This is a genomic window from Myxococcus sp. AS-1-15 (assembly GCF_020037055.1).
In the GTDB taxonomy this organism is placed as follows: domain Bacteria; phylum Myxococcota; class Myxococcia; order Myxococcales; family Myxococcaceae; genus Myxococcus; species Myxococcus fulvus.
Window position 1 is genome coordinate 274706 of the sequence record NZ_JAIQDF010000009.1, and the last position, 20741, is coordinate 295446.

The window sequence follows — 20741 nt, forward strand, 5'->3', positions numbered from 1 at the left end:
GCTCACGCGTCGCCACCCTTGCGGCGCCGGGCCGCCTTGTCCAACGAATCGTGCTTCTCGCTCCCGTCAGCGCCATTGACGCCTGGCTGAGCGCCGCCGCCATTTCCAGTGGCGCCGTGGGCACCCCCGACGTGGCGCTCCTTCTCCACCTTGTCGGCCTGCTCGTAGCCCAGCAGCGGGGAGAAGAAGCAGTCCTTCTTCGTGTACTCGTCGAACGCGAAGGCGAAGCGGTAGCTGGCCGCCGCGCGCTGGTTGCAGTCGGTGCGCTCGCAGAAGCGGCAGGAGATGCCGGAGGGGATGGCATCCTTGCGCAAGTCATTGGTGGGCAGACCGTACGCCAGGTACTTCGCGTTCTCCGCGTGGGTGCCCAGGCCGATGGAGTAGGCGGTGCCCTTGACGATGGAGCCCTCCGTCGGCTGCAGCTGCACCTTGGCGAAGCAGAAGTACGTGGTGCCGTCCGGCATCATCGAATACTGCCGGGTGAGCTGGGACGGGTTGAGGAACGCCAGGTGCACGGCCCACTTGCCGCAGCTGCCGCCGCCGCTGGCGAAGCGGATGCCGGTGCCGCTGTAGCGCTTGGAGATGTTGCCGGCGATGTCCGAGCGCAGGAAGTGGAACGGGATGCCCGGGCGCTTCGGGTCCGACAGGTTGCACAGCCGGTGGGCCACCGTCTCGTAGGTGGAGCCGAAGATGCTCGACAGCAGCTCCACGTCGTAGCGCGTGCGCTGCACCTCCTTGAAGAAGTCCCCGTACGGCAGCATCAGCGCGCCGGCGAAGTAGTTGGCCAGGTTCACCTTGATGAGCCGCGTCGTCTCGCCGTGCCGGGTGCGCCCCGCGCCGAGGATGCGCTCGACCAGCTTCTCCTTGTCCAGCATGAGCAGGCCGATGGACGCGGCGATTTGAAACTTCAGCGGCTGCTCGGTGAGGTCCGGTGACAGCGTGAGCGTCTGCTCCTCCGGGTCCAGCCGCCGCACCACGGACGAGCCGCTGGGCGAAGCGTCGATGAGCACGCGGTAGCCGAAGCGCTTCTCCAACAGCTGCATCAGCTGCCCGCTGGTGAGCTGGCGCTCCAGGCTCACGTCGCGCCGCAGGGCCTCCGCCTGCTCCTCGATTTCGGGGAAGTAGTTGCGGTGCGTCTCCAGGAAGTCACTCACCTCGTCGAAGGGCGAGTAGTCGAAGCGCACGCCGGGCACCGTGCCGTTGCCGGCGCTGCTGCCTTGGGTCCGCGTGCGCTCCTCCACGTTGAGCTGCGCGAGCACGTTCTCCAGCTGCGTGCGCGTGTTCTTGTAGAGGTTGAAGAGCGCGGCCACGGTGCCGGCGAGCTTCGGCTCGGCCGACAGCGACTGGAGCGACTCCGGGTCGATGTCCAGGCTCTTGAGCAGCGGCTCGTCGAGCAGCTTCGCGAGCGCCTCGTCCACCCGGCCCTCGCCCAGCGTGGACATGAACTGCTCGGGGTCCTGGTCGAAGTAGCGAAGGGCCTTCCAGAGCAGCGGGAAGGGCATCACGCGCTTGCCCTTCTCGATGAGGTTCAAGTAGGCGGGGGAGACCCCCAGGTCCTTCGCCGCGTCCGCCTGCTTGATGTTGCGGGCGAGCCGCAGACCCCGGAGCTTCAGGCCCACGTTGGCGTTCAGTGCGTTGTCGTTCATGGCTGAGTCGGGTCCACCACAGGGCGCGCCTGGCCCTCGCGCCTCACGGACCCTTTCAACCACTTTGCAAATCGATTTACCGATTTGCAATCAGCGTTTTTCGACCGCGCTCCCCCTGTGCGGCCGGCGACGGAACAGCCAACTGCCACCTGTCCGATACCTGTCGAGCATGTGCAACCACATGTAATCGTTGCACTTTGTTCTCGCGCGGATGTGCGTTCCGGGCGGTGCTCGACGCACCTTGTCAAGTGTTTACCGCCGCGATGCGGCATGCGGTTCGCATGCGTTGGTAAACGAGTTTTCGCGGTTTACAGGGGTGATGCGGGACAGGGCTCAGGGGATCAGCCTTCGGAAGATGAGCGACACGTTGGTGCCGCCGAAGCCGAAGGAGTTGCTCATGACGGCGTCGACCTGGGCGGGCCGGGCGGTGTTGGGCACGCAGTCCAGGTCGATGCGTGGATCCAACCGCTCCAGGTTGATGGTGGGCGGCAGCAGGCCCCGGGTGAGGGCGAGGATGCTGATGACGGCCTCCGCGGCGCCCGCCGCGCCGTTCATGTGGCCGGTCATCGACTTGGTGGAGGAGACGGCGACGGAGCGCGCGGCGTCGCCGAAGACGTGGTGGATGCCCTGGACCTCCATGAGGTCGCCCACGTCCGTGGAGGTGCCGTGCGCGTTGATGTAGCCGATGTCGGCGGGGCGCAAGGCGGCGTCCTTCAGGGCCGCGCGCATGCTGCGTTGGGCGCCCTCGTGCTCGGGGGCGGGCGCGGTGACGTGGTGCGCGTCGGCGCTGGCGCCGTAGCCGGTGAGCTCCGCGTGGATGCGGGCGCCGCGGGCGCGTGCATGCTCCAGCTCCTCGAGGACGAGCATGCCGGAGCCCTCGGCGAGCACGAAGCCGTCGCGGTCCGCGTCGAAGGGGCGACTGGCGGCATGGGGCGCGTCGTTGCGCAGGGACAAGGCCTGCATGGCGGCGAAGCCTCCGACGCCGAGCAGGGAGATGGGGGCCTCGGCGCCTCCGGCCACCGCCACGTCGAAGTCGCCGCGCTGGATGCCGCGCATCGCCTCGCCGATGGCGTGGGCGCTGGTGGAGCACGCGGAGTTGGGCGCCCAGGAGGGGCCCTTGAGGCCATGGCGCAGGCTCACATAGCCGGGGGCCATGTTGATGATCATCTGCAGGACGAAGAAGGGGCTGATGCGGTCCGGCCCCTTCTCCAGCGCGCGGCGGAACGTCTCCTCCAGGCTTCCGATTCCACCGATGCCCGAGCCGATGATGGTGGCGATGCGCTCGGCGTTCTCGGGGGTGACCTTCAGGCCCGAGTCCTCCAGGGCCATGTCGGAGGCCACCACGGCGAAGTGGGCGAAGCGGTCCATGCGTCGGGCCTCGCGCCGCTCGATGTGGTCCTCGACCTTGAAGTCCTTCACCTCGCCGGCGATGCGGCAGTCGAGCGCGCTCGCGTCGAAGAGGGTAATGGGGCCCACGCCGCTCTGGCCGCGCACCAGCGCCTCCCAGCTCTTCTCCACGCCCGTCCCACAGGGGCTGATGAGCCCCAGTCCCGTCACCACCACGCGCCGCTTCTGCATCCGCCGCTCCCTTGCATGGCACGCCAGGAGAACACACGGTCCGGCCGTCCGTGGGCCCTCCTTCTTCGCGACGTGCGCTCGATGCCCCTTTGTATTATGGGTATCATTCCATCTGGCAAGCCTCATTGTCGAGGAACGTGTGGATGTCCGGTTCTGGGACGATGAGGGTCATCATTTCATCGAGGGAGAGGCCATGAGCGAGGCGGAGAGCGACGCGCGGACCCGGACGGTGACCTGGCGGGACTACCGGGAGGGGGTGGCGGCGGCGAAGACGATGTCGGGGCTGGAGTACCTGCGCGCCATCGTCCGGGGGGAGGTGCCGGGGGCGCCGATTGCGTCGCTGATGGGCTTCGCGCCGGTGGAGGTGTCGGAGGGGCGGGCGGTGTTCGAGGTGGAGCCGGGGGAGTACCACTACAACCCGATCGGGACGGTGCACGGGGGATTGGCGGCCACGTTGTTGGACTCGGCGCTGGGGTGCGCGGTGCACAGCACGTTGCCGGTGGGGGCGGGCTACACGACGTTGGAGCTGCACGTGAACATGGTGCGGGCCATCTCGCAGGACACGGGGAAGCTGACGTGCACGGGGGAGGTGATTCACGTGGGAGGGCGGGTGGCGACGGCGCAGGCGAAGCTGACGGACGCGAGCGGGAAGCTGTACGCGCACGGGACGACGACGTGCATGGTGTTCAGGCCCGCGGGCCCGGGTGGCCGGGAGTAGGGCGGCGATGCGCTACGCACCCGAGCACAAGCAGGCCACGCGCGAGAGAATCCTGGCGGCGGCGGAGTCGCTCTTCCGGAAGGAGGGGTTCGCGGGCGCGAGCGTGGAGCGCGTCATGCGCGCGGCCGGGCTGACGGTGGGCGGCTTCTATGCGCACTTCGCCTCGAAGGACTCGCTGCTCGCGGAGTCGGTGCGGGCGTTCTTCCAGCATCAGCACTCGCGCTGGTTGGGAGGGCTGGAGGAGCTGCGTGGCGCGGAGTTCCTGAGTCACTTCGTGCGGCGGTACTTGAACCGCCACAACCGTGACGACATGGAGGAGGGCTGCATCCTCCCCTCCGTGTTGTCGGACGTGACGCGGGGCACGCCCGAGGCGCAGGAGGCGCTGGGGCGGGGCGTGGAGACGCTCGCGGCGGAGCTGGGGGCCCGGGTCGCAAGTGGGGAGGGTGTCACCGGGAGGCAGCGCGCGCTGGCGACGGTGGCGCTCCTGTTCGGGGCGATGACGCTCGCGCGGGCGACGAAGGCGACGCCGCTGTCGGATGAAATCCTGGAGGCGGCGCGCGCCTTCCTGCTCGCGGGCGCGGGGGCTCCGGAGAAGAAGCAGAGCGACTGACGTCGAGTGAGCTGTGCCCACCCCTGAGCATCATCGGCGGAGTCGGTGGCTCCGAAGACGCAAGGTGATGGGATCCCACGGCAGCCCGGTGACCTCTTCCTCATGCAGGAAGGGTTCGAGGACCCGCGTCATCTCCCGATAGGGCAGCGGGATGGCGTGATTTTCGGTGTCGATGGCTTCGGGCCACTCTCCCAAGGTGACCAGAATTCGCTCCTCGTCCACGGCTTGGACAGAGACACCTGGCAAGTCGAGCTGTTGCTCCACAATCTCGCGACCTCCAAGCTGACTGAGCAACGGCTGTCCCAGAAACGTGAGCCAGTAAGCGCCTCGTGCGCGCGTACCGATGTTCCGACTGGTGTCTCCCAGACGTGGGAGGTCCAGGCCTAGGTAACGTTGGAGCACCTCTTGGACCTGCTTCCGGAGGGAGAACCAGGCCCCTGATGAGGAGATGAGCGCGGGGCTGGCGTAACCAAAGCTGAACGGAAGCTCACGAGCAATCTCGAGGGCCAGGGTGCGGAAATGCTCCGGGCTATGTGTCATGAGGTACTCGGTGGGGAACAAGAAGCAGAGCCCACTCGTTGCCCTGTCGTCGCGTGAGAAGATGGGGTCATCGAGCTTTCGACCGTCGTATCCGAAGTGGTAGTCGCTGGCCCCGCCGGGCAACTCGGACAGATCAACGAGCCACTCGCCCCCCCAGGCACGTTCGACAATTTGCTGACGGATGTGCGTCCACCCTGCTTCATCCAAGGGGAGCATGTCTCCATCGTCCGCTCCATACCACCCCAGTGCCAGGGGAGGGATGGCACGCCGGTACTTCTCCAGGCAGGACCAGACGCGGTCGGCCACATCCCGGTGTGAGTGACGCATGAAGAAGCAGAGCGCGAGTCCATCACGGGCCACCAGGTCTCCGTGCTTGTTCATCAGTCGGATGACTGGAAGCGAATCGCTCATTGTGTGATTCCCCATCGAGGCGAAATCATGACTGCCTCTCCTTTCAGGGCCTCTCTGTAGACTCGTCCCTGGTTCGAGCCCTGGTAGGCGCTCTTCTCCCCATAGAGAGTCCACCGGGCCTCATTCGAATCGGGGCAGGGGAACTTGAAGTCCAGGATGAGGATTGAGCTCAACAGGTTGGAATCGGAGTGCAGGACCACATCCGGCTTGATGGTGCGCCACAAATCACGCGTGCAGCCCTCTGCGAGAAGTCGAGCCTCTTCGCTTCGGCTGATGGTCTCCAGGAGGTCTGCATGAGGATAGTAACGATAGCGTTGCTCGATGCTGAAAGGCGCCGTCCAGGCTCGCTCCAGCACCTCGCGAGCACATTGGAGCGCCAGCAGGTGCTTGCGCTTCCCAAGGGCCATGGCGCGGGTGACAACGTCACCGCAGCCATCTCTCTCCACTTCCTCACCGCACTCTCTTCGGGTCGGGGAGCGCCCGCCGAAGAACTCATTGTTCACCTGGCGCTCCGCCTGGATGGCGCAATCCACGAGATGCTCTTCAAGCTCATCCACTGCATTGTCATCCTTCAGCACGACAAGCAGAACTGGAGCGAGTTTGATGAGTTGCGAGGCCGTTTCCTGGGTCGCCGCAGCGCCAGTCGCGCTACGCGACACCGCAGCCGCATGGCGAAGCCTCGCAGCGGTTTCTGTGTCGAGACGTAGGTCGACATGCCCGGATCGACTCGGGTTGCTCGCGCACGCTGTCAGCAGGACCAGGGAAAGGCACCATGGCGTGGGCTTCCGGGGATGATGTGGCATCAGGCGCATGAAGTCGGAATGCACGGCGCGGAATCTACCCGTCGCCCTGTGAGTCCGATACGGCGCAGTCATGGGGCGGGGCTCGTGTCCAACGGAGAGGCCCGCGCGGCCTCCAACGCTCCGAGTCCATCGTGCGCCAAGGGGCCTCGGGGGGAGACACGCATCGAGCCATGGGATGTGCCCGCGCAGGCTCTTGAGGGGCTCGGATTGCGGCCCTCCCTCGGACTGGCGCGTCTCGGCCCGAAGGACCCACTGTCCCAGGTCGCTCGGCACCGATCGCGTCCTCGGCGCGCGGAGGGCCCTTCCCACACGCTCGCAGCGAAGCGCCGACGGTCGCTCCCGCGCACGCTTCGCTCCAGGCTAGGGTTGTGCCCGTGATGTCCCCCGCGCGCATCCGTTCGATGCTCCCGCTGCTCTGCCTCGTGGCGCTGTCCTGCCTCGGCGGTGTCCGCCCGCGCGCGGCGAAGGACCCGGCGGCGCTGCGCTACAACCTCACCTACGTCCGCGAACCCACGCCCGCGCTCGACGTGGAGGTCGTCCTCGTCCGAGGCGCACCGCGCACCTTCCGCTTCACCCGCCCCGGCGGCGTGGACTCCGTCAGCGCATTCCGCGAGGACGGCGAGCGTCTCGACGTCCCGGTCCGCGACGGCCTGGTGCAACTGCCCCGGGACATCCGCTTCCTGCGCTATCGCTTTGCACTCGAACCCCGCCGTCGTGGACACGGCTGGGACTTCTTCTCGGGGAGCACCGAGGAGGACACGTGGCACCTCACGGGCCGCATGTACCTCATCCGCCCCAACCTGGCGCCACCCGACCTGCGCGTGGAGCTCGTCGTCGAGGGCATCGATGCCCTGTTGCCCTGGCAACCGGATGACACGGGCCTGTACCACCTGCGCGCCGAGGACCTCGTCGACTCGGGGTTCCACGCCTTCGGCGGACGACGGTGTCAGGTGGTCCTTCAAGACGCGGTGCTGGACGTGGCGGTGCTCGGCCACTTCACCCACCTCGACGACGCGCGCGTGTGTCACTGGCTGAAGCGGACCGCCGACGAAGTGCTCACCGTGCGCCGCGCCTTCCCCTATCCCCGCGTCACCGTGCGGGTCATCCCCGTCCCCGGGCGCGAGGGCCCCGGCCTCTTCGGCATGGTGCTGTGGAGCTCTCCACCCAGCATCTCGCTGCTCGTGGGACAGGACGCCACCGAAGCCTCGTTCGAGCGCGACTGGGTCGCGCTCCACGAGATGCTCCACCTCGCGCATCCCGCCATCCTCCCGCGCGTGCCGTGGTTGTCGGAGGGGCTCGCCACCTACCTCACTGAGATGGCGCAGGTCCGCTCGGGAAGACAAAGCGCCCAGCGCGCCTGGGGCGAGCTGGTGGACGGCTTCGCGCGCGGCCGAGACGTGGCGAAAGCCCGCACCATGAAGGAGGTCGTCGCCGACAGCGACTTCTCCCCAGGCACCTATTGGACCGGCGCGCTCTTCGCCCTGCATCTCGATGTGGAAATCCGCCGTGTCACTGGAAACCGACGTCACCTGGAGGATGTGTTGGAGGGGCTCGCGGCGCGGGGGAGCACGTCCACCTTCGGTGCCTTCGGCGTGGCGGTGGACGAGGTCGCGGGGCGGCCGCTGTTCGATGCGCTGCTCGCCCGCCACCTCGAGCGGCCTGCTTTTGTGGAGCAGGAAGGTTTGCTACAAGCGCTGGGCGTGACGACGGGCGACGAGGGCATCCACTTGGTGCCGGCCCGTGACAGCGCGCTGCGCGAGGCACTGGAAACGGGTGGGTGTAACCCACGTGCGGGAAGTTGCGTATCGGATGCATCCGCGATTCATCGACATCCGTAGATGAGGTCCGCCATGTCCAGAACGACGCTGGCGCTCATCGCGCTTCCAGATGACTCGCGCGCTCGAGCAGTAACCCCCTCAACGCAGTACCGAAAGGAAGCAACCCCATGAACGCGAAGGCTCTTGCGGCGATTGTCGGCACCCTGTCCCTGGCCTCCCTCGCCACCGGCTGTGCCTCCACCAAGTCCGCCGAGGCCCAGCCGGCCGCCGCGGAGAAGGGCGCCGAGGGCAGCTGTGGCGCGCAGAAGGCCGAAGGCGACAAGGGCGCCGAGGCGGGCTGCGGCGCGCAGAAGACCGACGGCACCACCCCCGCCGCGACGCCGGAGAAGGGCACCGAGCACGCCTGCGGCGCGGGCGGCTGCGGCAAGAAGTAGTCGTCACGGGCCGCATCCAGGCCCCCTCCGGGCGGTGGGAACATCCGCTCCCACCGCCCGGTTTCGCATCAACCCCGTAGGAGGTCCCCCGCCGTGGTGGCGACGTACGCGCGAAGACACGGACTGAAGCCCCTGGGCGCGGGCATCGGCCTGCGACGGAGCTTCTACGAGGAGCTGCCGCGCACGCAGCGCACGCTCGACTGGGTGGAGATCATCCCGGAGAACTTCCTGTCGCTCGGCGGTCGTCCCCAGCGCGCGCTGGACGCGTGCGTGGAGCGCTGGCCCGTGTTGCCGCACGGCGTGGGCCTGGACATCGGCGGGCCGGACGCGCTCGACGTCGACTACGTCACGGCGCTGGCCGCGCTGGTCGAGCGCGTGGACGCGCCGTTCTTCTCCGACCACCTGTGCTACTCGCGCCTGGGCGGCGTGTACCTGCACGACCTGTTGCCGCTGCCCTTCAGTGAGGCCGCGGTGGAGCACGTCGTGCCGCGCGTGCGCGAGGTGATGGCCCGCGTGGGCCGCCCCTTCCTGCTGGAGAACCCGAGCTACTACGCGAACATGCCCGGGGGCACGCTGGGCGAAGCGGACTTCCTGCGGCACGTGGTGGAGCAGGCGGACTGCGGCTTCCTCCTGGACGTGAACAACGTCTACGTCAACGCGCTCAACCACGGCTACGACGCGCGCGCCTTCGTGGACGCGCTGCCGCTCGAGCGCGTGGTGCAGGTGCACCTCGCCGGCCACACGCGCTACCCCGACGTCATCATCGACACGCACGGAGACCGCGTCTGTGACGACGTGTGGTCGCTGTATCGCTACGTGCTCGAGCGCACCGGCCCCGTGTCGACGCTCATCGAGTGGGACCAGGACATCCCGTCGATGACGGCCGTGCTGGACGAAGCGGACCGGGCGCGCGCCGTGCTCGGCGACACGGAGCGACGATGAAGCCCGAGCTCAAGCACTTCTTCGACGGCATGGGCGCCTACCTCGCGAAGCCGGGCACGGCCTCACTGGAGCAGCTCTACGCCAGGCACCCGGGGTGGGACGCGCCCGCCCGGCGCGTGTCCCTCTACGGCGACTTCGTGCGAGGCCACGTGCGAGGCGCGGTGGAGAAGCTCTATCCGCTCCTGCGCCGCGCGGTGGGGCCGGAGGCATGGACCTCGCTCGTGGAGGGCTACACGCTGACGCGCCCCGCGCGGCACCACGAGGTGAACCGGCTGGGCGAGGGCTTCCCCGCGTTCATCGCGGACTCGCTCGTGTCCCACGGCCTGCCGGCTTACTCCGCCGAGCTGGCGCGCTTCGAGTGGACGGACTTCGCGGTGTTCTCGTCCCAGGCGCCGTCGCCGGCCCGCGTGGAGACGCTGACGCCGAACCCCACCCTGGCCGTGCTGGAGCACACCTTCCGCCTCTGCGCGCACGTGCGGAGTCGGGGGGAGGGTGGGGCGCCCGAGCGCGGCGAGGAGCTGGCGCTCCTGTGGCGCCACCCCGTGGACCTGGTGACGTACTACCAGGAGGCCACGCCGCCCACGCTGCTCGTGCTGAAGATGGCGGTGGAGGGCCTGTCCGCATCGGACGTGACGGCGGCCACCGGGATGCCCGAGTCCGACGTCCTCGGCGCGGTGGCCCGGCTCTCCCGCGACGGGCTCGTGCTCACGCCGGGCGGGTGACTCAGGGCCCTCAGTCGCGGACCGAGCACACGCGACCGTCCAGGGTGTCCTCGCAGCGCGAGGCGCCCGGGCAGTCCAGGTCCTCGACGCACGGCACGGTGCACTGGCGCTCCACGCACAGGCCCGAGGCCATGCCCAGCCCCTGGCAGCGCTCGTCGTCCATGCACTCCGCGCCGAACTGCAGGAGCGCGCTGCAGCTCAGGAAGCGCTGCGTGTCCGGCAGGCAGCTGCCCGCCTGGCAGGTGAAGCCCGCCTCGCAGCGGCTCGCGGCGAGGTCGTCCTCGTCCACCGTCTCCGTGCAGGACTTCACGCACGTCGGCCCGCCGCCGACGAGCAGCATGCACGCGGAGCCGTCATCACAGCTGCGGCCATTCACGCACGCGCCGCACTGGGGGCCGTTCGCGTTGCAGCGGAAGCCCTTGCACGACATGCCCGCGCCGCACTGGTCGTCCTCCACGCACTCCACGCAGCGGCCACCCGGGCCGCACACCAGGCCGTCCTCGCAGCCCGTCGCGGCGCACCGGTTCACCAGGTCCGCGCGGGGCTGCAACTGGACGCGCAGCTCCTTCTTCTCTCCCGAGCCGACGCACGCCGAGGAGCGCACCTCCGGAAACCCCATGCCGACGATGGACAGCTCGTAGCACCCGTCCGGCAGGGGGCCCACCTGCACGCGCCCCTTGCCATCCAGTTGCAGTTGGTCCAGGTGCGTGCCCAGCACCGTCACCTCCACGCCCGCCACCCGCTCGCCCTGGGTGGACCGCGCGCGCAGCTCCAGGAAGCCCGCGGCCTTCGGCTCGACGCGCTCGACCTCGAGCGCCTTGCCGGCGGAGACCTTCACCTTCACCCGCGTCGCCTTCTCCCGCGTGGCGACGACGAACAGCTCCACGTCCCCGGAGGGGACCTTCTCCAGCTTGAAGCGTCCCTGGTCATCCACCGTCGAGCGCAGCTGTGGCGCGCCCACCACCGACACCAGGGCGTGCGCCGGGTCGTACTCCGACAGCGCCCCTTCGATGGTGCCCAGCCGCAGGGGCGCGTTCTCCAGGTTGCCGCACGCTCCCGCGCCCAGGGCCAGGAGGACTCCCAACGCGATGTGCAGTTTCGAGCGCATCAAAAGCGGTACCCCACACCGGCCCAGCCGCCGGTGAAGCCCACGGCCTGTCCCTTCCCGTCCAACACCACGTACGTCAGCATGAGCTGCGCCTGTCCCACCAACTCCAGGCGCTCTCCCACCCTCAGCACCACGCCTCCGACCACGCCGGGGCTGACCGTGAAGAAACTCTGCCCGGCGGCGTACGTCTCCACATCGAAAGACCGCCCCAGGTACAAGGTGGCCACACGCGGGCCGGCGAAGAGCGTCAGCCGCTCCCAGCGCCACAGGTAGGGGAGCGCCACGCCGGCGGAGAACGTCGTGTAGCGGAAGGGGACCGTGTCCTCCGGCAGGAGCCGCAGCGAGCGGCGGCCCGTGCTGAAGCTGACATCGAACAAGAGCCCGAAGTCGCGCAGCGGACGGTCCTCCAGCCGCAACGACACCGCCACCTCCGGCGCCATGGGCAACAGCTCCCCGCGGCTTCTCGCGTCCGCGAAGGTGAACATGCCGCCCAGCAGCGACAGCGAGCGCCGGGGGAAGGCCTCCGACAACAGCTGCTCCAGGGGCAGCCGCTCCCCGTCACCCACCTCCACCTCGCGGCGCACCAGCACCGCGTCACCCTTGGTCAGCTCCACCGTGCGCTTGCCCGGCACCACCGCCGCGCCGCCCGGCAGCTCCGTGCGCGGCTCCCCGTCCACCTTGAGCGTGAAGCCATCCAGGCGCGGGTTGTAGGAGAACAGCTCCGGCCGGCCCGTGCGGGAGATGCTGCCCGACAGCACCACCGGGTCCGCGCCCACCTCCAGGATTTCCGCCGACGGCCGCTGCCGTCCTTCCGTGAAGGCGAACGTGCGCCGGCGCGCGTAGTCGTGCGCCTCCGTCGCGGTGACGGCTCCGTCCGCGTTGCGGTCAGCGCCGCCGCCCAGCCCCTCGACGAGGAAGTGCGTGTAGATGTCGTTCTGCAGGCCCTCGTCCTCGCGCGCCGTCTCGCCCCAGTCACAGGCGGCGAACACCATGGAAGCCCGCGAGGACTCCTCCAGCGGCCGCGCGTAGAAGCCGGACTTGATGCCCGACAGTTCCTTCTCCAACTCCTTGGGCAACAGCGACTTGCCGTTGCCGCTGTGACACGAGGCCAGCACCAGCAGCCGCCGCCGGCTGGAGAGCGCGTCGAACTCCGCCTTCAGCGCGTCCATGGACAGCGCCGTCTGCGCGATGGCGCGGTAGGACGCGTCCCGCGTCACCAGGAAGCGGCGCAGCTCCCCGGTGGCGTCGCGCGCCAGCGTGCCGTGCGCGGAGAAGTAGACCACCACCACGTCATCCGGGCGGTGCGCCTCCTTCCGGAGCTGCCTGAGCGCGGCGAGGATGGCCGCGCGTGTCGTCTCCTCCGGCCGCGTGAGCACGCGCACCTGGTCGAAGCGGCCCTTCGTCGGGTCCAGCATCGCCGCGGCCAGGTCCTTGGCGTCCTTCGATGGGTAACGCAGCCCCCGCCAATGGGGGTCGTCGAACTCGGAGATGCCCACGAGCAGCGCCATCCGCCGGGGCGTGTAGGCGCTGGAGAGCGCCTCTTCGTCGAGCCGCAGCGGCACGAGGCCGCCCTTCTCCGTCCCCAGGGACGAAGGAGTCGCGCACGCCATCAGCGCCGCCAGCAGGATGGAGAGCAGGGGCCTCACGGTGACTCGGTCAGCGCGGATTCTCGCCGCTTCCCACGCGCACGTCGAACCTCGTCACGGCGAGCGTGCCTTGTTCCCATCGCTCACCTCCTCCCACCAGGACCCGCCTCACCTCGTCGGGCGAGGGCTCCAGGCCCGAGGGGGTGGCGGCCAACCACAACGTCACCGGCCCCGATTCCCCCTCCAGGCTGACGCCCGACAGGCCCTGGGGGTCGCGCAGGTCATGGGTCCCCGCCTCCAGCACGAAGGTGCCCAACAGCTCCGGCTCCTGCTCGGCCCGCTGCTGGAAGAGCAGGCCCGTGCCCGCCTCGGTGGCGTGGTAGCGCAGGAGCAGCACGTCGCCCGGGGCCACCTGGGTGTCCGGGTCCAACCGCCTGAGGCTCCCGTCCGCGCCGCGCGCCACCACCGCCAGCTCCAGGGCAATCTTCCCCACCTGGCCCTTCACGCCCGGCGCCAGCGAGTCCGTGCCCACCTCCACCCCGGCGCCCGACTGGCGCACCCGGGGCACCACCACCACCGCGACGAGCGCCGCGGCCACCGCGCCCGCCACCACGCCCCAGCGCCGCGCGTCCCACCGGGGCGGTGCGCGAAGCTGCTTCTTCACCCGCGCCAGGCCCACCTCGTCCAGGGGGGCCTGGGGGCGCGGAGGCGCCAGGGCCAGGAGCACCGCGTCCACCCGCCCGTCCAGGACGTCAGGGCCGGAGTGGGTGGCGAGGTAGCCCTCACACGCCTCACACGCGGTGGCCAGGTGCTCGCGGAAGTACGTCACCGCGTCCGGCTCACGACGGGCAAGGGCGCCGAGCGCCTCGTCATCCAGGTGTCTCATGACCTCTCACTCCCACCGACCGGCGAGCACTCGCCGCAGCAGCTCTCTCTTGATACGACCCCGGAAGCGCTCGAGTCTCATCGTCACGGCGCTTTTGCCCACGCCCATCTGCTCCGCAATCTCACGCGCGGACAGCTCCCCTTCGATATAGAAAAGCTGCACTGTCCGCTTCTCCTCGCCCTCGGGCAGCTCGGCGATGAGCTGACGGACCACCTCGATGTCGCGCTCGAGCTGCAGGGACTCCGGCACGGGCGGCACCGCCTCCGGCTCCGGGTCCGCGATGTCGTCCTCCAACCTCCTGAGGTGGGCCTTTCGCTCCAGCCGGGTGCGCGCCCGGTTGCGAGCGATGGACAACAGCCAGGCCTCGAAGGCCCCCGGCTCCTTCAGCCGGGGCAGCGCCCGGAACGCCCGGACGAAGGACTCCTGGATGACGTCCTCCACCTCGTCCGAGTCCAGCGGGGCGAACCCCGCCACCAACCTCGCCACGAGGGGGCGGGTGCGCCGATACAGCTCACTGAAGGCGGAAGTCTCCCCACTCGCCGCGCGCCGTACCCACTCCGCCAGTCCCTCCGTGGAACCCACCTGACCTCCAGACCCCCGGGACGGCCCGGTGGCCACGCTGCATTTCCCGTCCCCGGGGCCGCTCCTGGAGGAGGCGGACGAGGGCGGACCGCTTCCTACTGGCTCCCGGGGGGGCGTCGGGAGGAAGAATGGGCCCCGCCGTTCCATTTCGAAGAGGAGCCCTGTCCGCCATGCGCGTCATCAACTTCAACCCCGGTCCCGCCGGCCTGCCCCTTCCCGCCCTGGAGCGCGCCCGGGACGAGCTGCTCGACTTCCAGGGCTCCGGCATGTCCGTCATGGAGCACAGCCACCGCGGCAAGGAGTACGAGGCCGTCCACGACGAGGCCATCGCCCTGCTGTCGGAGCTGACGGGCCTGCCGTCCACGCACCAGGTCCTCTTCCTCACCGGCGGCGCGTCGCAGCAGTTCGCCCAGGTGCCGATGAACTTCCTCACCCCCGACACGAGCGCGGACTACCTCATGACGGGCGTGTGGAGCGAGAAGGCGCTCGACGAGGCGAAGTACTACGGCAAGCCCCGCGTCGCGGCGACGACGGTGCAGCCCGACAAGCACTACACCCGCGTGCCACGCCAGGACGAGCTGTCCCTGGACGCGAAGGCCGCGTACGTCCACGTCACCACCAACAACACCATCTACGGCACCCAGTGGCACACGCTGCCGGACACCGGGCCGGTGCCGCTGGTGGCGGACATGAGCTCCGACTTCCTGTGGAAGAAGATGGACCTGTCGCGCTTCGGGCTGGTCTACGCGGGCGCGCAGAAGAACCTGGGGCCCTCCGGCGTCACGCTGGTGGTGGCCCAGAAGGACTTCATCGCGAAGGGCCGCAAGGACATCCCGAAGATCTTCCGGTACTCCGTCCACGCGGAGAACAACTCGCTCTACAACACGCCCCCCACGCTGGCCATCTACCTGGTGCGCAACGTGCTCGCGTGGATGAAGGACGTGGGCGGGCTGGGCCAGATTGAAGCGTGGAACCGCCAGAAGGCGGACCTGCTCTACGGCGCGCTGGACACGCACGCGGGCTTCTACCGGGCCCCCGTGGAGCGCGCGTCGCGTTCAGTGATGAACGTCGTGTTCCACCTGCCCACGCCGGAGCTGGACGCGGCCTTCGTCGCTGACGCGAAGCGGCAAGGAATGGTGGGGCTCAAGGGCCACCGGACCGCTGGAGGAATCCGGGTTTCCACGTACAACGCGGTGACTGTGGAGAATGTGCGCACCCTCGTCACCTTCATGGAGCATTTCGTGAAGACGCGTGGCTAGTGTGCGTCGGAGCACGTGAAACAACCCACTTGGAGGGATTCATGAAAGCCACCCTGTCCGCCGTCGCGCTCTGCCTGCTGTTCGCCCTGCCTGCTTCCGCCGCTCCGGGAGAGGCCCAGGAGGTCGCCGGGGTGAAGTTCCCCGGAACCGCCAAGGTGGAGGGCAAGGAGCTGAAGCTCAACGGCGTGGGCCTGCGCAAGAAGATGATGTTCAAGGTCTACGCGGTGGGCCTGTACGTGGAGACACCGAGCCAGGACGCCGCGGCGCTCGTGTCCGCGGACGAGTCCAAGCGCGTGCGCATGTACATGCTGCGCGACCTGGACAAGAAGAGCATCACCGACGCCATCGTGGAGGGCTTCAAGAAGAACGCGGGCGACAAGCTGCCCGCGCTCCAGGAGCGGCTGAACACCTTCGCCAACGCCATTCCGGACGTGAAGAAGGGCGAGGAGATCATCCTCACCTACGTCCCGGGTTCCGGCACGAGCGTGCGGAGCACCAAGGTGACGGAGCCCATCTCGGTGGAGGGCAAGGACTTCGCCGACGCGCTGTTCTCCGTGTGGCTGGGCAAGTCGCCGGTGGACGGCGGCCTGAAGGACGGCATGCTCGGCAAGGACTGAGCCGCGCCTTCGTGTCGTACACGCGCCCCATGTCTCCCTCGGGAGGCGTGGGGCGTTTTCGTGAGGGGGCGTGGGGCCTTGAAATACGTGGGCACGTGGGCCGTAGTGGCCTGTGTGGGCCCGGGTGCACGGCGACGCCGGGTCTGATAGCAACCCGCCGGTCAGGAGGATGACATGGGAATCTGCTCGTGGCTGGTGCTGGGAGGGCTCGCGGGGTGGATCGCGAGCATCATCAAGGGAACGAACGCGAGGATGGGAATCTTCGCCAACATCGCGACGGGCATCGTCGGCTCGATGATTGGCGGCTTCCTGTTCAGCCTGCTGGGCGGGCGCGGCGTGACGGGGTTCAACCTCTACTCGTTGGCGGTGGCCACGGTGGGGGCGGTCATCCTCATCAGCATCGTCCAGGCGATACGCAAATAGGCGCGCTCAGAAGAGGCTGAGCTGGGGCGAGGGCGGTGGCTTTCGCGGCGGGCGCTGGAAGGTGTCCGGTGCCGGCTCGGTGATGTACGAGGTGCGCAGGCCCACCCTGCGCGCCGTTGTCTCGAAGAGGCGGTGGATGGTCTGGGCGTAGAGCCCCTCGCCTCGCATGCGGTGCTTGAAGCGGGAGTCGCTGAGCTCCCCGCCGCGCGTCTCCCGGATGCGGTGGAGCACGCGCTCGGCGCGCAGGGGGAGCCTGGCGCGAAGCCGCTCCTCGAAGACGTCCTTCACGGGGCCGGGCAGGCGCACCAGGGTGTAGTGGGCGCGGCGGGCGCCGGCCTCCTTCGCGGCGGTGAGGACGCGGTGGATGTCCTCGTCGTTGAGGCCGGGGATGATGGGCGCGAAGGAGATGGCCACGTCGATGCCCGCGTCCGCGAGGCGGCGGATGGCGAGCAGCCGCCGCTGGGGCGAGGCCGCGTAGGGCTCCATGGCGCGGGCGATGTCCGCGTGGTGGAAGGGCAGGCTGATGCTGACCCACAGCCGCGCGTCGCGGGACAGGCGCTGGAGCACGTCGAGGTCGCGCTCGATGAGCACGCCCTTGGTGACGATGCCGACGGGGTTCTTGTACTCGGCGCAGACCTCCAGGCACGCGCGCGTCAGCCGCATGGAGGCCTCGAGCGGCTGGTAGCAGTCGGTGACGCCGCTGAAGACGACGGTGTCCCCCTTCCAGGAGGGGCGCTCGAAGGCGTCGCGGAGCAGCTCCGCCGCGCGCGGCTTCATCACCAGCTTCGTCTCGAAGTCGGTGCCGGCGCCGAAGTCGAGGTACTGGTGGGTGGGGCGCGCGTAGCAGTAGGCGCACGCGTGCAGACAGCCCCGGTAGGGATTGACGCTCCAGTCGAAGCCCACGTCCGGGCTGTCGTTGTGGGAGAGGACCTGGCGGCTGTGGTCCTCCCAGACCTCCAGCTTCGCGGGAGGAATCTCGTCCAGGTACTCCACCGCGGTGCTCGCCCAGGGGTTGGGCGGATTGTCGACGGGGCGGGCTTTCACCGTCCCAGAGTGGGACTGAAACTCCGTTCAGTCAAGTCCCATGTCTTTCAGGTCGGGATGTCTGTCATTCCAACACGGCTTCGGCTTCATGCGCCCAGATGGGCGAGCATGACGTCCTTGTCGCCCGTGGCCAGGGTGTACGGGGGGCCGGGAGGGATGACGTCCTGGCGTGCCGCGACGCCCTCCACCGCGTCCCGGGCATGGACGAGCTGCACCCCGGCGCCGCCTCCGCCGAGCACGAGCGGCGCGCCCATCTTCAGGTCCAGCACCACCACCTGTCGTCGGGCGGGGCGCGGCTCCGCCATGTCCACGACGACGAAGTCCCCCGCGAAGCGGCGCTGGTCACAGCGGAAGACCCAGAGGTTGCGCTTGCGCTCCAGCAGCGCCTTCACGAAGGGCTTCTCGTTGCTCTTCAAGGCGTAGCGCTCGGAGAGCAGGGCGGCGGTGGAGAGCGGATAGCCCTCCTCCTTCACCAGCAGCAGCGCCCACGGGTTCGCGTGCCGGAGCAGAGGCAGCAGGACGGGCAGGACGATGGGCGGCTCGCGGGGCATGCGCGGACGGGCTCGACGAGCCACACAGCTCGTGTCGGACGGACATTCGAACACACCACCGCGTGTCTCGACGATGGCGGTTGTCTCAGGACTCCCTCAGAATCCACGGCTCTGGTAGAGGGGCGACGCTGTCAACCTACTCCTGGAGTCTCCGCATGTCCCGGTTCTCGCGCCACGCGCTCGTACTCTCCCTGTTGCTCACCTCCACCTCGGCGCTCGCGGGCTCGCAGTGGGCGCAGGCGCGCACGGTGCTCAACACGTGTGGCTACTTCAGCACCTCGCAGGCGGAAATCACCCTGACGTACCGCAACGACGATTTGCCCTGGGGCACCCGCGTGTTCCTCATCTACGGCTGGGGCGGCAGCTCTGGTCCGTCGAGCACGTTCGACTGGGCTCCGGCGCCGCAGACCGTGGAGGTGCCCGCCGTGGCGCCTTGGCACTGGGGCACCACCGTGACGGGGGTCATCCGGTCGCGCTCGTCCACGCAGTACACGAGCCTCAACTACGTCTGGAAGGTGGTCCTCCCGGACGGGCACGAGTTCTACGAGAAGGGCAACGGCTCCACCTACGGCTACTACGCCGCGGACTTCTCGCAGGTGCCCATGCCGTGCACCACCACCGCCGGCACCTTCGTGGGCAACGCGACGCCGCTGACCATCACCACCGTCGTCAAGGACTGACGCCGCTCGTCCCCGCTCGCGCCACGGGGCCTCATGAAGGAAACCCTCGCTTGACGTTGTGAGTCACCACGGGGGGACCTTCTCGAAAAGGGGCCCCCAAGGTAAACCCTGTCCCCGAGGCGGCCACTCGGGGCGGCCGGCAGGAGAGGGGGACGTCTTCGTGTTGAGCGAACGTGGTGCCGAGCGGGAGTACCTTCACGACAACCTCCGCAGCGGTCTGAAGACCGACACGCGCCTGGATGGCGTGATGCCCCACCTCGGGGTGGGGTGGATCGCCTGGGACAGCGGGTTTCGGGGCTCGGGCCTGCGCGTGGGAGACCGCATCGTCGCGGTCGACGGCGAGCCCATCGTCACGCCTCCGGACATGCCCACCCGGCAGCGCACCGGCCCGTATCTGCTGGGCCAGCACGCCGAGAGCCAGACCTGGGCGCGGCAGGGGCGCAAGGAAGGGGACCTGGTCCGCTTGCGAGTCCTGCGCAGGCGCGCGCCAGGGGACGGCTGGGAGACGCTCGAGCTCAGCGGCACGCTGCGCCATGAGCGGCTCTGGAGCATCGGCGAGACGACGAAGCGAATCCTCGGGCCGGGTGGGCCCGAGCAGCTGGGCCGAGACGGCTTCGACGAGTCCTGGTCGGGCTGGGTCGACAAGCGTGTCTCCGAATGGGAGCGCCTCCTCGACGGGACCTTCGGCGTCTGGCGCACCGCGCGCGGGACGCGGATGGAGCTCGCCAACCACCTGGCGCACAAGGCGCGCGTGGACTACCTGGTCGAGCACTTCCCCGGTCCCCTGGCGACGGCGATGCGCGACGACTGGGAGCGGGTGCGGGACTGTCTCGACGGCGACCTCGTCTCGCTCCCCGAGGGCGCCCTCGACTTCCGCAGCCGGGGCGAGGAGCAGGTCAAGGCCATCGGCCTGCGGGCCACCGCGGCCTGGAGGGCCCTGCTGGAGTCGCGCGCCGCGGAGACCCTCGGCGTGTTCCCCGTCGTCGACCCCTTCCGCGGCGACCGCTCGGTGGTGACGGGCAAGCTGGTCGCGCTGCCGCAGGTGAGCCAGCGCGACTGGATTGTCGACATGGGCAATGCCTATCTGGCCTGGAACCAGTCGGGGGCGTGGGTCTTCTGTCCCGTCAACACCCCGGCCATGGCCCGGGTCTTCGCCGCCATGCATCGCTATCAGCGGCTCGTCTCTCCCTCGATTCGGGGCGACATCGCCCTGCTCGGTCGCATCCTGCCGGATCCGCGTCTGCTCGCCGGCTCGGGGCGCACGGCCGCGGGGCTGGAGGTGGAGCCCGTCGCGGCCCTCATCGGCGGCGCGGTCTGCGTCGACGTCACCGACACGCGCGAGGGTGGGCCCCTCTTCGCCGGCGAGGAGTCGCTGCGGCAGGAGACCTCGGGGCCCCTGTCCGACGACGCGAGCCCGCGCGCGGTGCTGGAGGCGATGATTGCCGCCGTGAAGCGCGGCGACCAGGAGACCTGGAACGGCCTCTTCGCCGACTGGCGCGCCGTGCCGGACGAACAGCGGCCCATCTACTACCCGGTCTACACCTGGAACGGCCGCGACAGCGAGTGGGTGCGCTCGCGGCGCCTGCTGCTCGACAAGGTGCTCGACGCGCGGGTGCACTGGTGTGGCGACGCGCGCACCGTCATCCGCGGCGACGAGGCCCCGGGCCTGCCGCGCATCGAGCAGGTGGAGCTGGAGGTCGACCACGTCGGCCTCTTCGAGGGCCAGACGCGCACGTTCAACTCGGTCGAGGTGCACCGGCGCTGGGAGCTGCAGCGCCGCGCTGGCGGCCCCTGGCGCATCACCAGCCAGCAGAGTCTGTGAG

At 69.3% G+C, this 20741-nt stretch carries 21 protein-coding genes; 11 read left to right on the top strand and 10 right to left on the bottom strand.

Translation table 11 applies throughout. The features are described 5' to 3' along the window. Positions 1-2 precede the first annotated feature (2 nt). Positions 3-1646 carry a short-chain fatty acyl-CoA regulator family protein gene (locus K8625_RS24565; RefSeq protein ID WP_141325894.1) on the bottom strand — a complete coding sequence of 548 codons (1644 nt, stop codon included), beginning with the start codon at positions 1644-1646 and terminating at the stop codon, positions 3-5. A gap of 333 nt (positions 1647-1979) precedes the next feature. Beyond that, positions 1980-3224, bottom strand: coding sequence for a beta-ketoacyl-ACP synthase II (gene fabF, locus K8625_RS24570; RefSeq protein ID WP_223745650.1), 1245 nt, complete (start codon positions 3222-3224; stop codon positions 1980-1982). A 193-nt stretch (positions 3225-3417) separates the two neighbouring features. On the opposite strand from fabF, the gene K8625_RS24575 reads away from it, so the two are divergent. After that, positions 3418-3942, top strand: a complete 525-nt coding sequence (locus K8625_RS24575; protein ID WP_255665944.1) for a PaaI family thioesterase — start codon at positions 3418-3420, stop codon at positions 3940-3942. Positions 3943-3949: 7 nt separating this feature from the next. Then, positions 3950-4552 (top strand): TetR/AcrR family transcriptional regulator, encoded by a 603-nt coding sequence (locus tag K8625_RS24580; RefSeq protein WP_223784069.1) that lies wholly within the window; start codon positions 3950-3952, stop codon positions 4550-4552. A 30-nt stretch (positions 4553-4582) separates the two neighbouring features. On the opposite strand, the gene K8625_RS24585 is transcribed toward K8625_RS24580, so the two are convergent. After that, complete coding sequence (locus tag K8625_RS24585) at positions 4583-5503, bottom strand: type VI immunity family protein (protein WP_223784070.1); 921 nt, start codon at positions 5501-5503, stop codon at positions 4583-4585. Beyond that, positions 5500-6330, bottom strand: coding sequence for a hypothetical protein (locus tag K8625_RS24590; protein WP_223784071.1), 831 nt, complete (start codon positions 6328-6330; stop codon positions 5500-5502). The genes K8625_RS24585 and K8625_RS24590 overlap by 4 nt, the downstream gene beginning before the upstream one ends. Before the next feature lie 353 nt (positions 6331-6683). Between K8625_RS24590 and K8625_RS24595 the strand changes: the two genes are divergently transcribed. From K8625_RS24595 to K8625_RS24610, 4 genes are all read left to right on the top strand, one after another. Beyond that, the gene (locus K8625_RS24595) at positions 6684-8144 is read left to right on the top strand and encodes a hypothetical protein (RefSeq protein ID WP_223784138.1); all 1461 of its coding nucleotides are present in this window, start codon (positions 6684-6686) and stop codon (positions 8142-8144) included. 107 nt (positions 8145-8251) lie between these two features. Further along, positions 8252-8518, top strand: a complete 267-nt coding sequence (locus K8625_RS24600) for a hypothetical protein (protein ID WP_223745656.1) — start codon at positions 8252-8254, stop codon at positions 8516-8518. Between the two features lie 96 nt (positions 8519-8614). After that, positions 8615-9460: a DUF692 domain-containing protein gene (locus tag K8625_RS24605; RefSeq protein WP_370641976.1), complete on the top strand. Its 846-nt coding sequence runs from the start codon at positions 8615-8617 to the stop codon at positions 9458-9460. Continuing rightward, positions 9457-10182 carry a DUF2063 domain-containing protein gene (locus K8625_RS24610; RefSeq protein ID WP_223784073.1) on the top strand — a complete coding sequence of 242 codons (726 nt, stop codon included), beginning with the start codon at positions 9457-9459 and terminating at the stop codon, positions 10180-10182. The genes K8625_RS24605 and K8625_RS24610 overlap by 4 nt, the downstream gene beginning before the upstream one ends. 10 nt (positions 10183-10192) lie before the next feature. Here the strand turns inward: K8625_RS24610 and K8625_RS24615 are convergent, their stop codons facing one another. Genes K8625_RS24615 through K8625_RS24630 form a run of 4 tightly spaced genes read right to left on the bottom strand, consistent with a single transcriptional unit; the run spans position 10193 to position 14344 of the window. After that, complete coding sequence (locus tag K8625_RS24615) at positions 10193-11290, bottom strand: carboxypeptidase regulatory-like domain-containing protein (protein ID WP_223784074.1); 1098 nt, start codon at positions 11288-11290, stop codon at positions 10193-10195. After that, positions 11290-12936 carry a caspase family protein gene (locus K8625_RS24620; protein ID WP_223745660.1) on the bottom strand — a complete coding sequence of 549 codons (1647 nt, stop codon included), beginning with the start codon at positions 12934-12936 and terminating at the stop codon, positions 11290-11292. Before K8625_RS24620 ends, K8625_RS24615 begins: the two co-directional genes overlap by 1 nt. Before the next feature lie 10 nt (positions 12937-12946). Next, a complete protein-coding gene (locus tag K8625_RS24625; RefSeq protein ID WP_223784075.1) occupies positions 12947-13762 on the bottom strand; it encodes a hypothetical protein in 816 nt (271 codons plus the stop codon). A gap of 6 nt (positions 13763-13768) precedes the next feature. Further along, a complete protein-coding gene (locus K8625_RS24630; RefSeq protein ID WP_174816707.1) occupies positions 13769-14344 on the bottom strand; it encodes an RNA polymerase sigma factor in 576 nt (191 codons plus the stop codon). Positions 14345-14514: 170 nt separating this feature from the next. On the opposite strand from K8625_RS24630, the gene serC reads away from it, so the two are divergent. The 3 genes from serC (at position 14515) to K8625_RS24645 (ending at position 16643) form a co-directional block, all read left to right on the top strand. Next, entirely contained in the window at positions 14515-15603 is a 1089-nt protein-coding gene (gene serC / locus K8625_RS24635) for a 3-phosphoserine/phosphohydroxythreonine transaminase (RefSeq protein ID WP_223745662.1), read from the top strand. A 41-nt stretch (positions 15604-15644) separates the two neighbouring features. After that, positions 15645-16220: a chalcone isomerase family protein gene (locus K8625_RS24640; RefSeq protein WP_046715011.1), complete on the top strand. Its 576-nt coding sequence runs from the start codon at positions 15645-15647 to the stop codon at positions 16218-16220. 174 nt (positions 16221-16394) lie between these two features. Next, on the top strand, positions 16395-16643 hold the full coding sequence (locus tag K8625_RS24645) for a GlsB/YeaQ/YmgE family stress response membrane protein (protein ID WP_046715010.1): 249 nt from the start codon (positions 16395-16397) through the stop codon (positions 16641-16643). A gap of 6 nt (positions 16644-16649) precedes the next feature. Here the strand turns inward: K8625_RS24645 and K8625_RS24650 are convergent, their stop codons facing one another. Further along, on the bottom strand, positions 16650-17687 hold the full coding sequence (locus tag K8625_RS24650) for a PA0069 family radical SAM protein (protein WP_223745663.1): 1038 nt from the start codon (positions 17685-17687) through the stop codon (positions 16650-16652). 86 nt (positions 17688-17773) lie between these two features. Next, entirely contained in the window at positions 17774-18238 is a 465-nt protein-coding gene (locus K8625_RS24655; protein ID WP_223745664.1) for a hypothetical protein, read from the bottom strand. 155 nt (positions 18239-18393) lie between these two features. Here K8625_RS24655 and K8625_RS24660 point away from each other — a divergent pair, with 155 nt between their 5' ends. Then, positions 18394-18918, top strand: a complete 525-nt coding sequence (locus K8625_RS24660; protein ID WP_223745665.1) for a hypothetical protein — start codon at positions 18394-18396, stop codon at positions 18916-18918. Positions 18919-19081: 163 nt separating this feature from the next. Next, positions 19082-20740 (top strand): hypothetical protein, encoded by a 1659-nt coding sequence (locus K8625_RS24665; RefSeq protein WP_223745666.1) that lies wholly within the window; start codon positions 19082-19084, stop codon positions 20738-20740. Position 20741: the final 1 nt, after the last annotated feature.

Excerpts from the sequence above, each read along its gene's own strand:
- K8625_RS24565 (WP_141325894.1), bottom strand. The coding sequence starts at position 1,646 with ATGAACGACAACGCACTGAACGCCAACGTGGGCCTGAAGCTCCGGGGT.
- fabF (WP_223745650.1), bottom strand. The coding sequence starts at position 3,224 with ATGCAGAAGCGGCGCGTGGTGGTGACGGGACTGGGGCTCATCAGCCCC.
- K8625_RS24575 (WP_255665944.1), top strand. The coding sequence starts at position 3,418 with ATGAGCGAGGCGGAGAGCGACGCGCGGACCCGGACGGTGACCTGGCGG.
- K8625_RS24580 (WP_223784069.1), top strand. The coding sequence starts at position 3,950 with ATGCGCTACGCACCCGAGCACAAGCAGGCCACGCGCGAGAGAATCCTG.
- K8625_RS24585 (WP_223784070.1), bottom strand. The coding sequence starts at position 5,503 with ATGAGCGATTCGCTTCCAGTCATCCGACTGATGAACAAGCACGGAGAC.
- K8625_RS24595 (WP_223784138.1), top strand. The coding sequence starts at position 6,684 with ATGTCCCCCGCGCGCATCCGTTCGATGCTCCCGCTGCTCTGCCTCGTG.
- K8625_RS24600 (WP_223745656.1), top strand. The coding sequence starts at position 8,252 with ATGAACGCGAAGGCTCTTGCGGCGATTGTCGGCACCCTGTCCCTGGCC.
- K8625_RS24610 (WP_223784073.1), top strand. The coding sequence starts at position 9,457 with ATGAAGCCCGAGCTCAAGCACTTCTTCGACGGCATGGGCGCCTACCTC.
- K8625_RS24615 (WP_223784074.1), bottom strand. The coding sequence starts at position 11,290 with ATGCGCTCGAAACTGCACATCGCGTTGGGAGTCCTCCTGGCCCTGGGC.
- K8625_RS24625 (WP_223784075.1), bottom strand. The coding sequence starts at position 13,762 with ATGAGACACCTGGATGACGAGGCGCTCGGCGCCCTTGCCCGTCGTGAG.
- serC (WP_223745662.1), top strand. The coding sequence starts at position 14,515 with ATGCGCGTCATCAACTTCAACCCCGGTCCCGCCGGCCTGCCCCTTCCC.
- K8625_RS24640 (WP_046715011.1), top strand. The coding sequence starts at position 15,645 with ATGAAAGCCACCCTGTCCGCCGTCGCGCTCTGCCTGCTGTTCGCCCTG.
- K8625_RS24645 (WP_046715010.1), top strand. The coding sequence starts at position 16,395 with ATGGGAATCTGCTCGTGGCTGGTGCTGGGAGGGCTCGCGGGGTGGATC.
- K8625_RS24655 (WP_223745664.1), bottom strand. The coding sequence starts at position 18,238 with ATGCCCCGCGAGCCGCCCATCGTCCTGCCCGTCCTGCTGCCTCTGCTC.
- K8625_RS24660 (WP_223745665.1), top strand. The coding sequence starts at position 18,394 with ATGTCCCGGTTCTCGCGCCACGCGCTCGTACTCTCCCTGTTGCTCACC.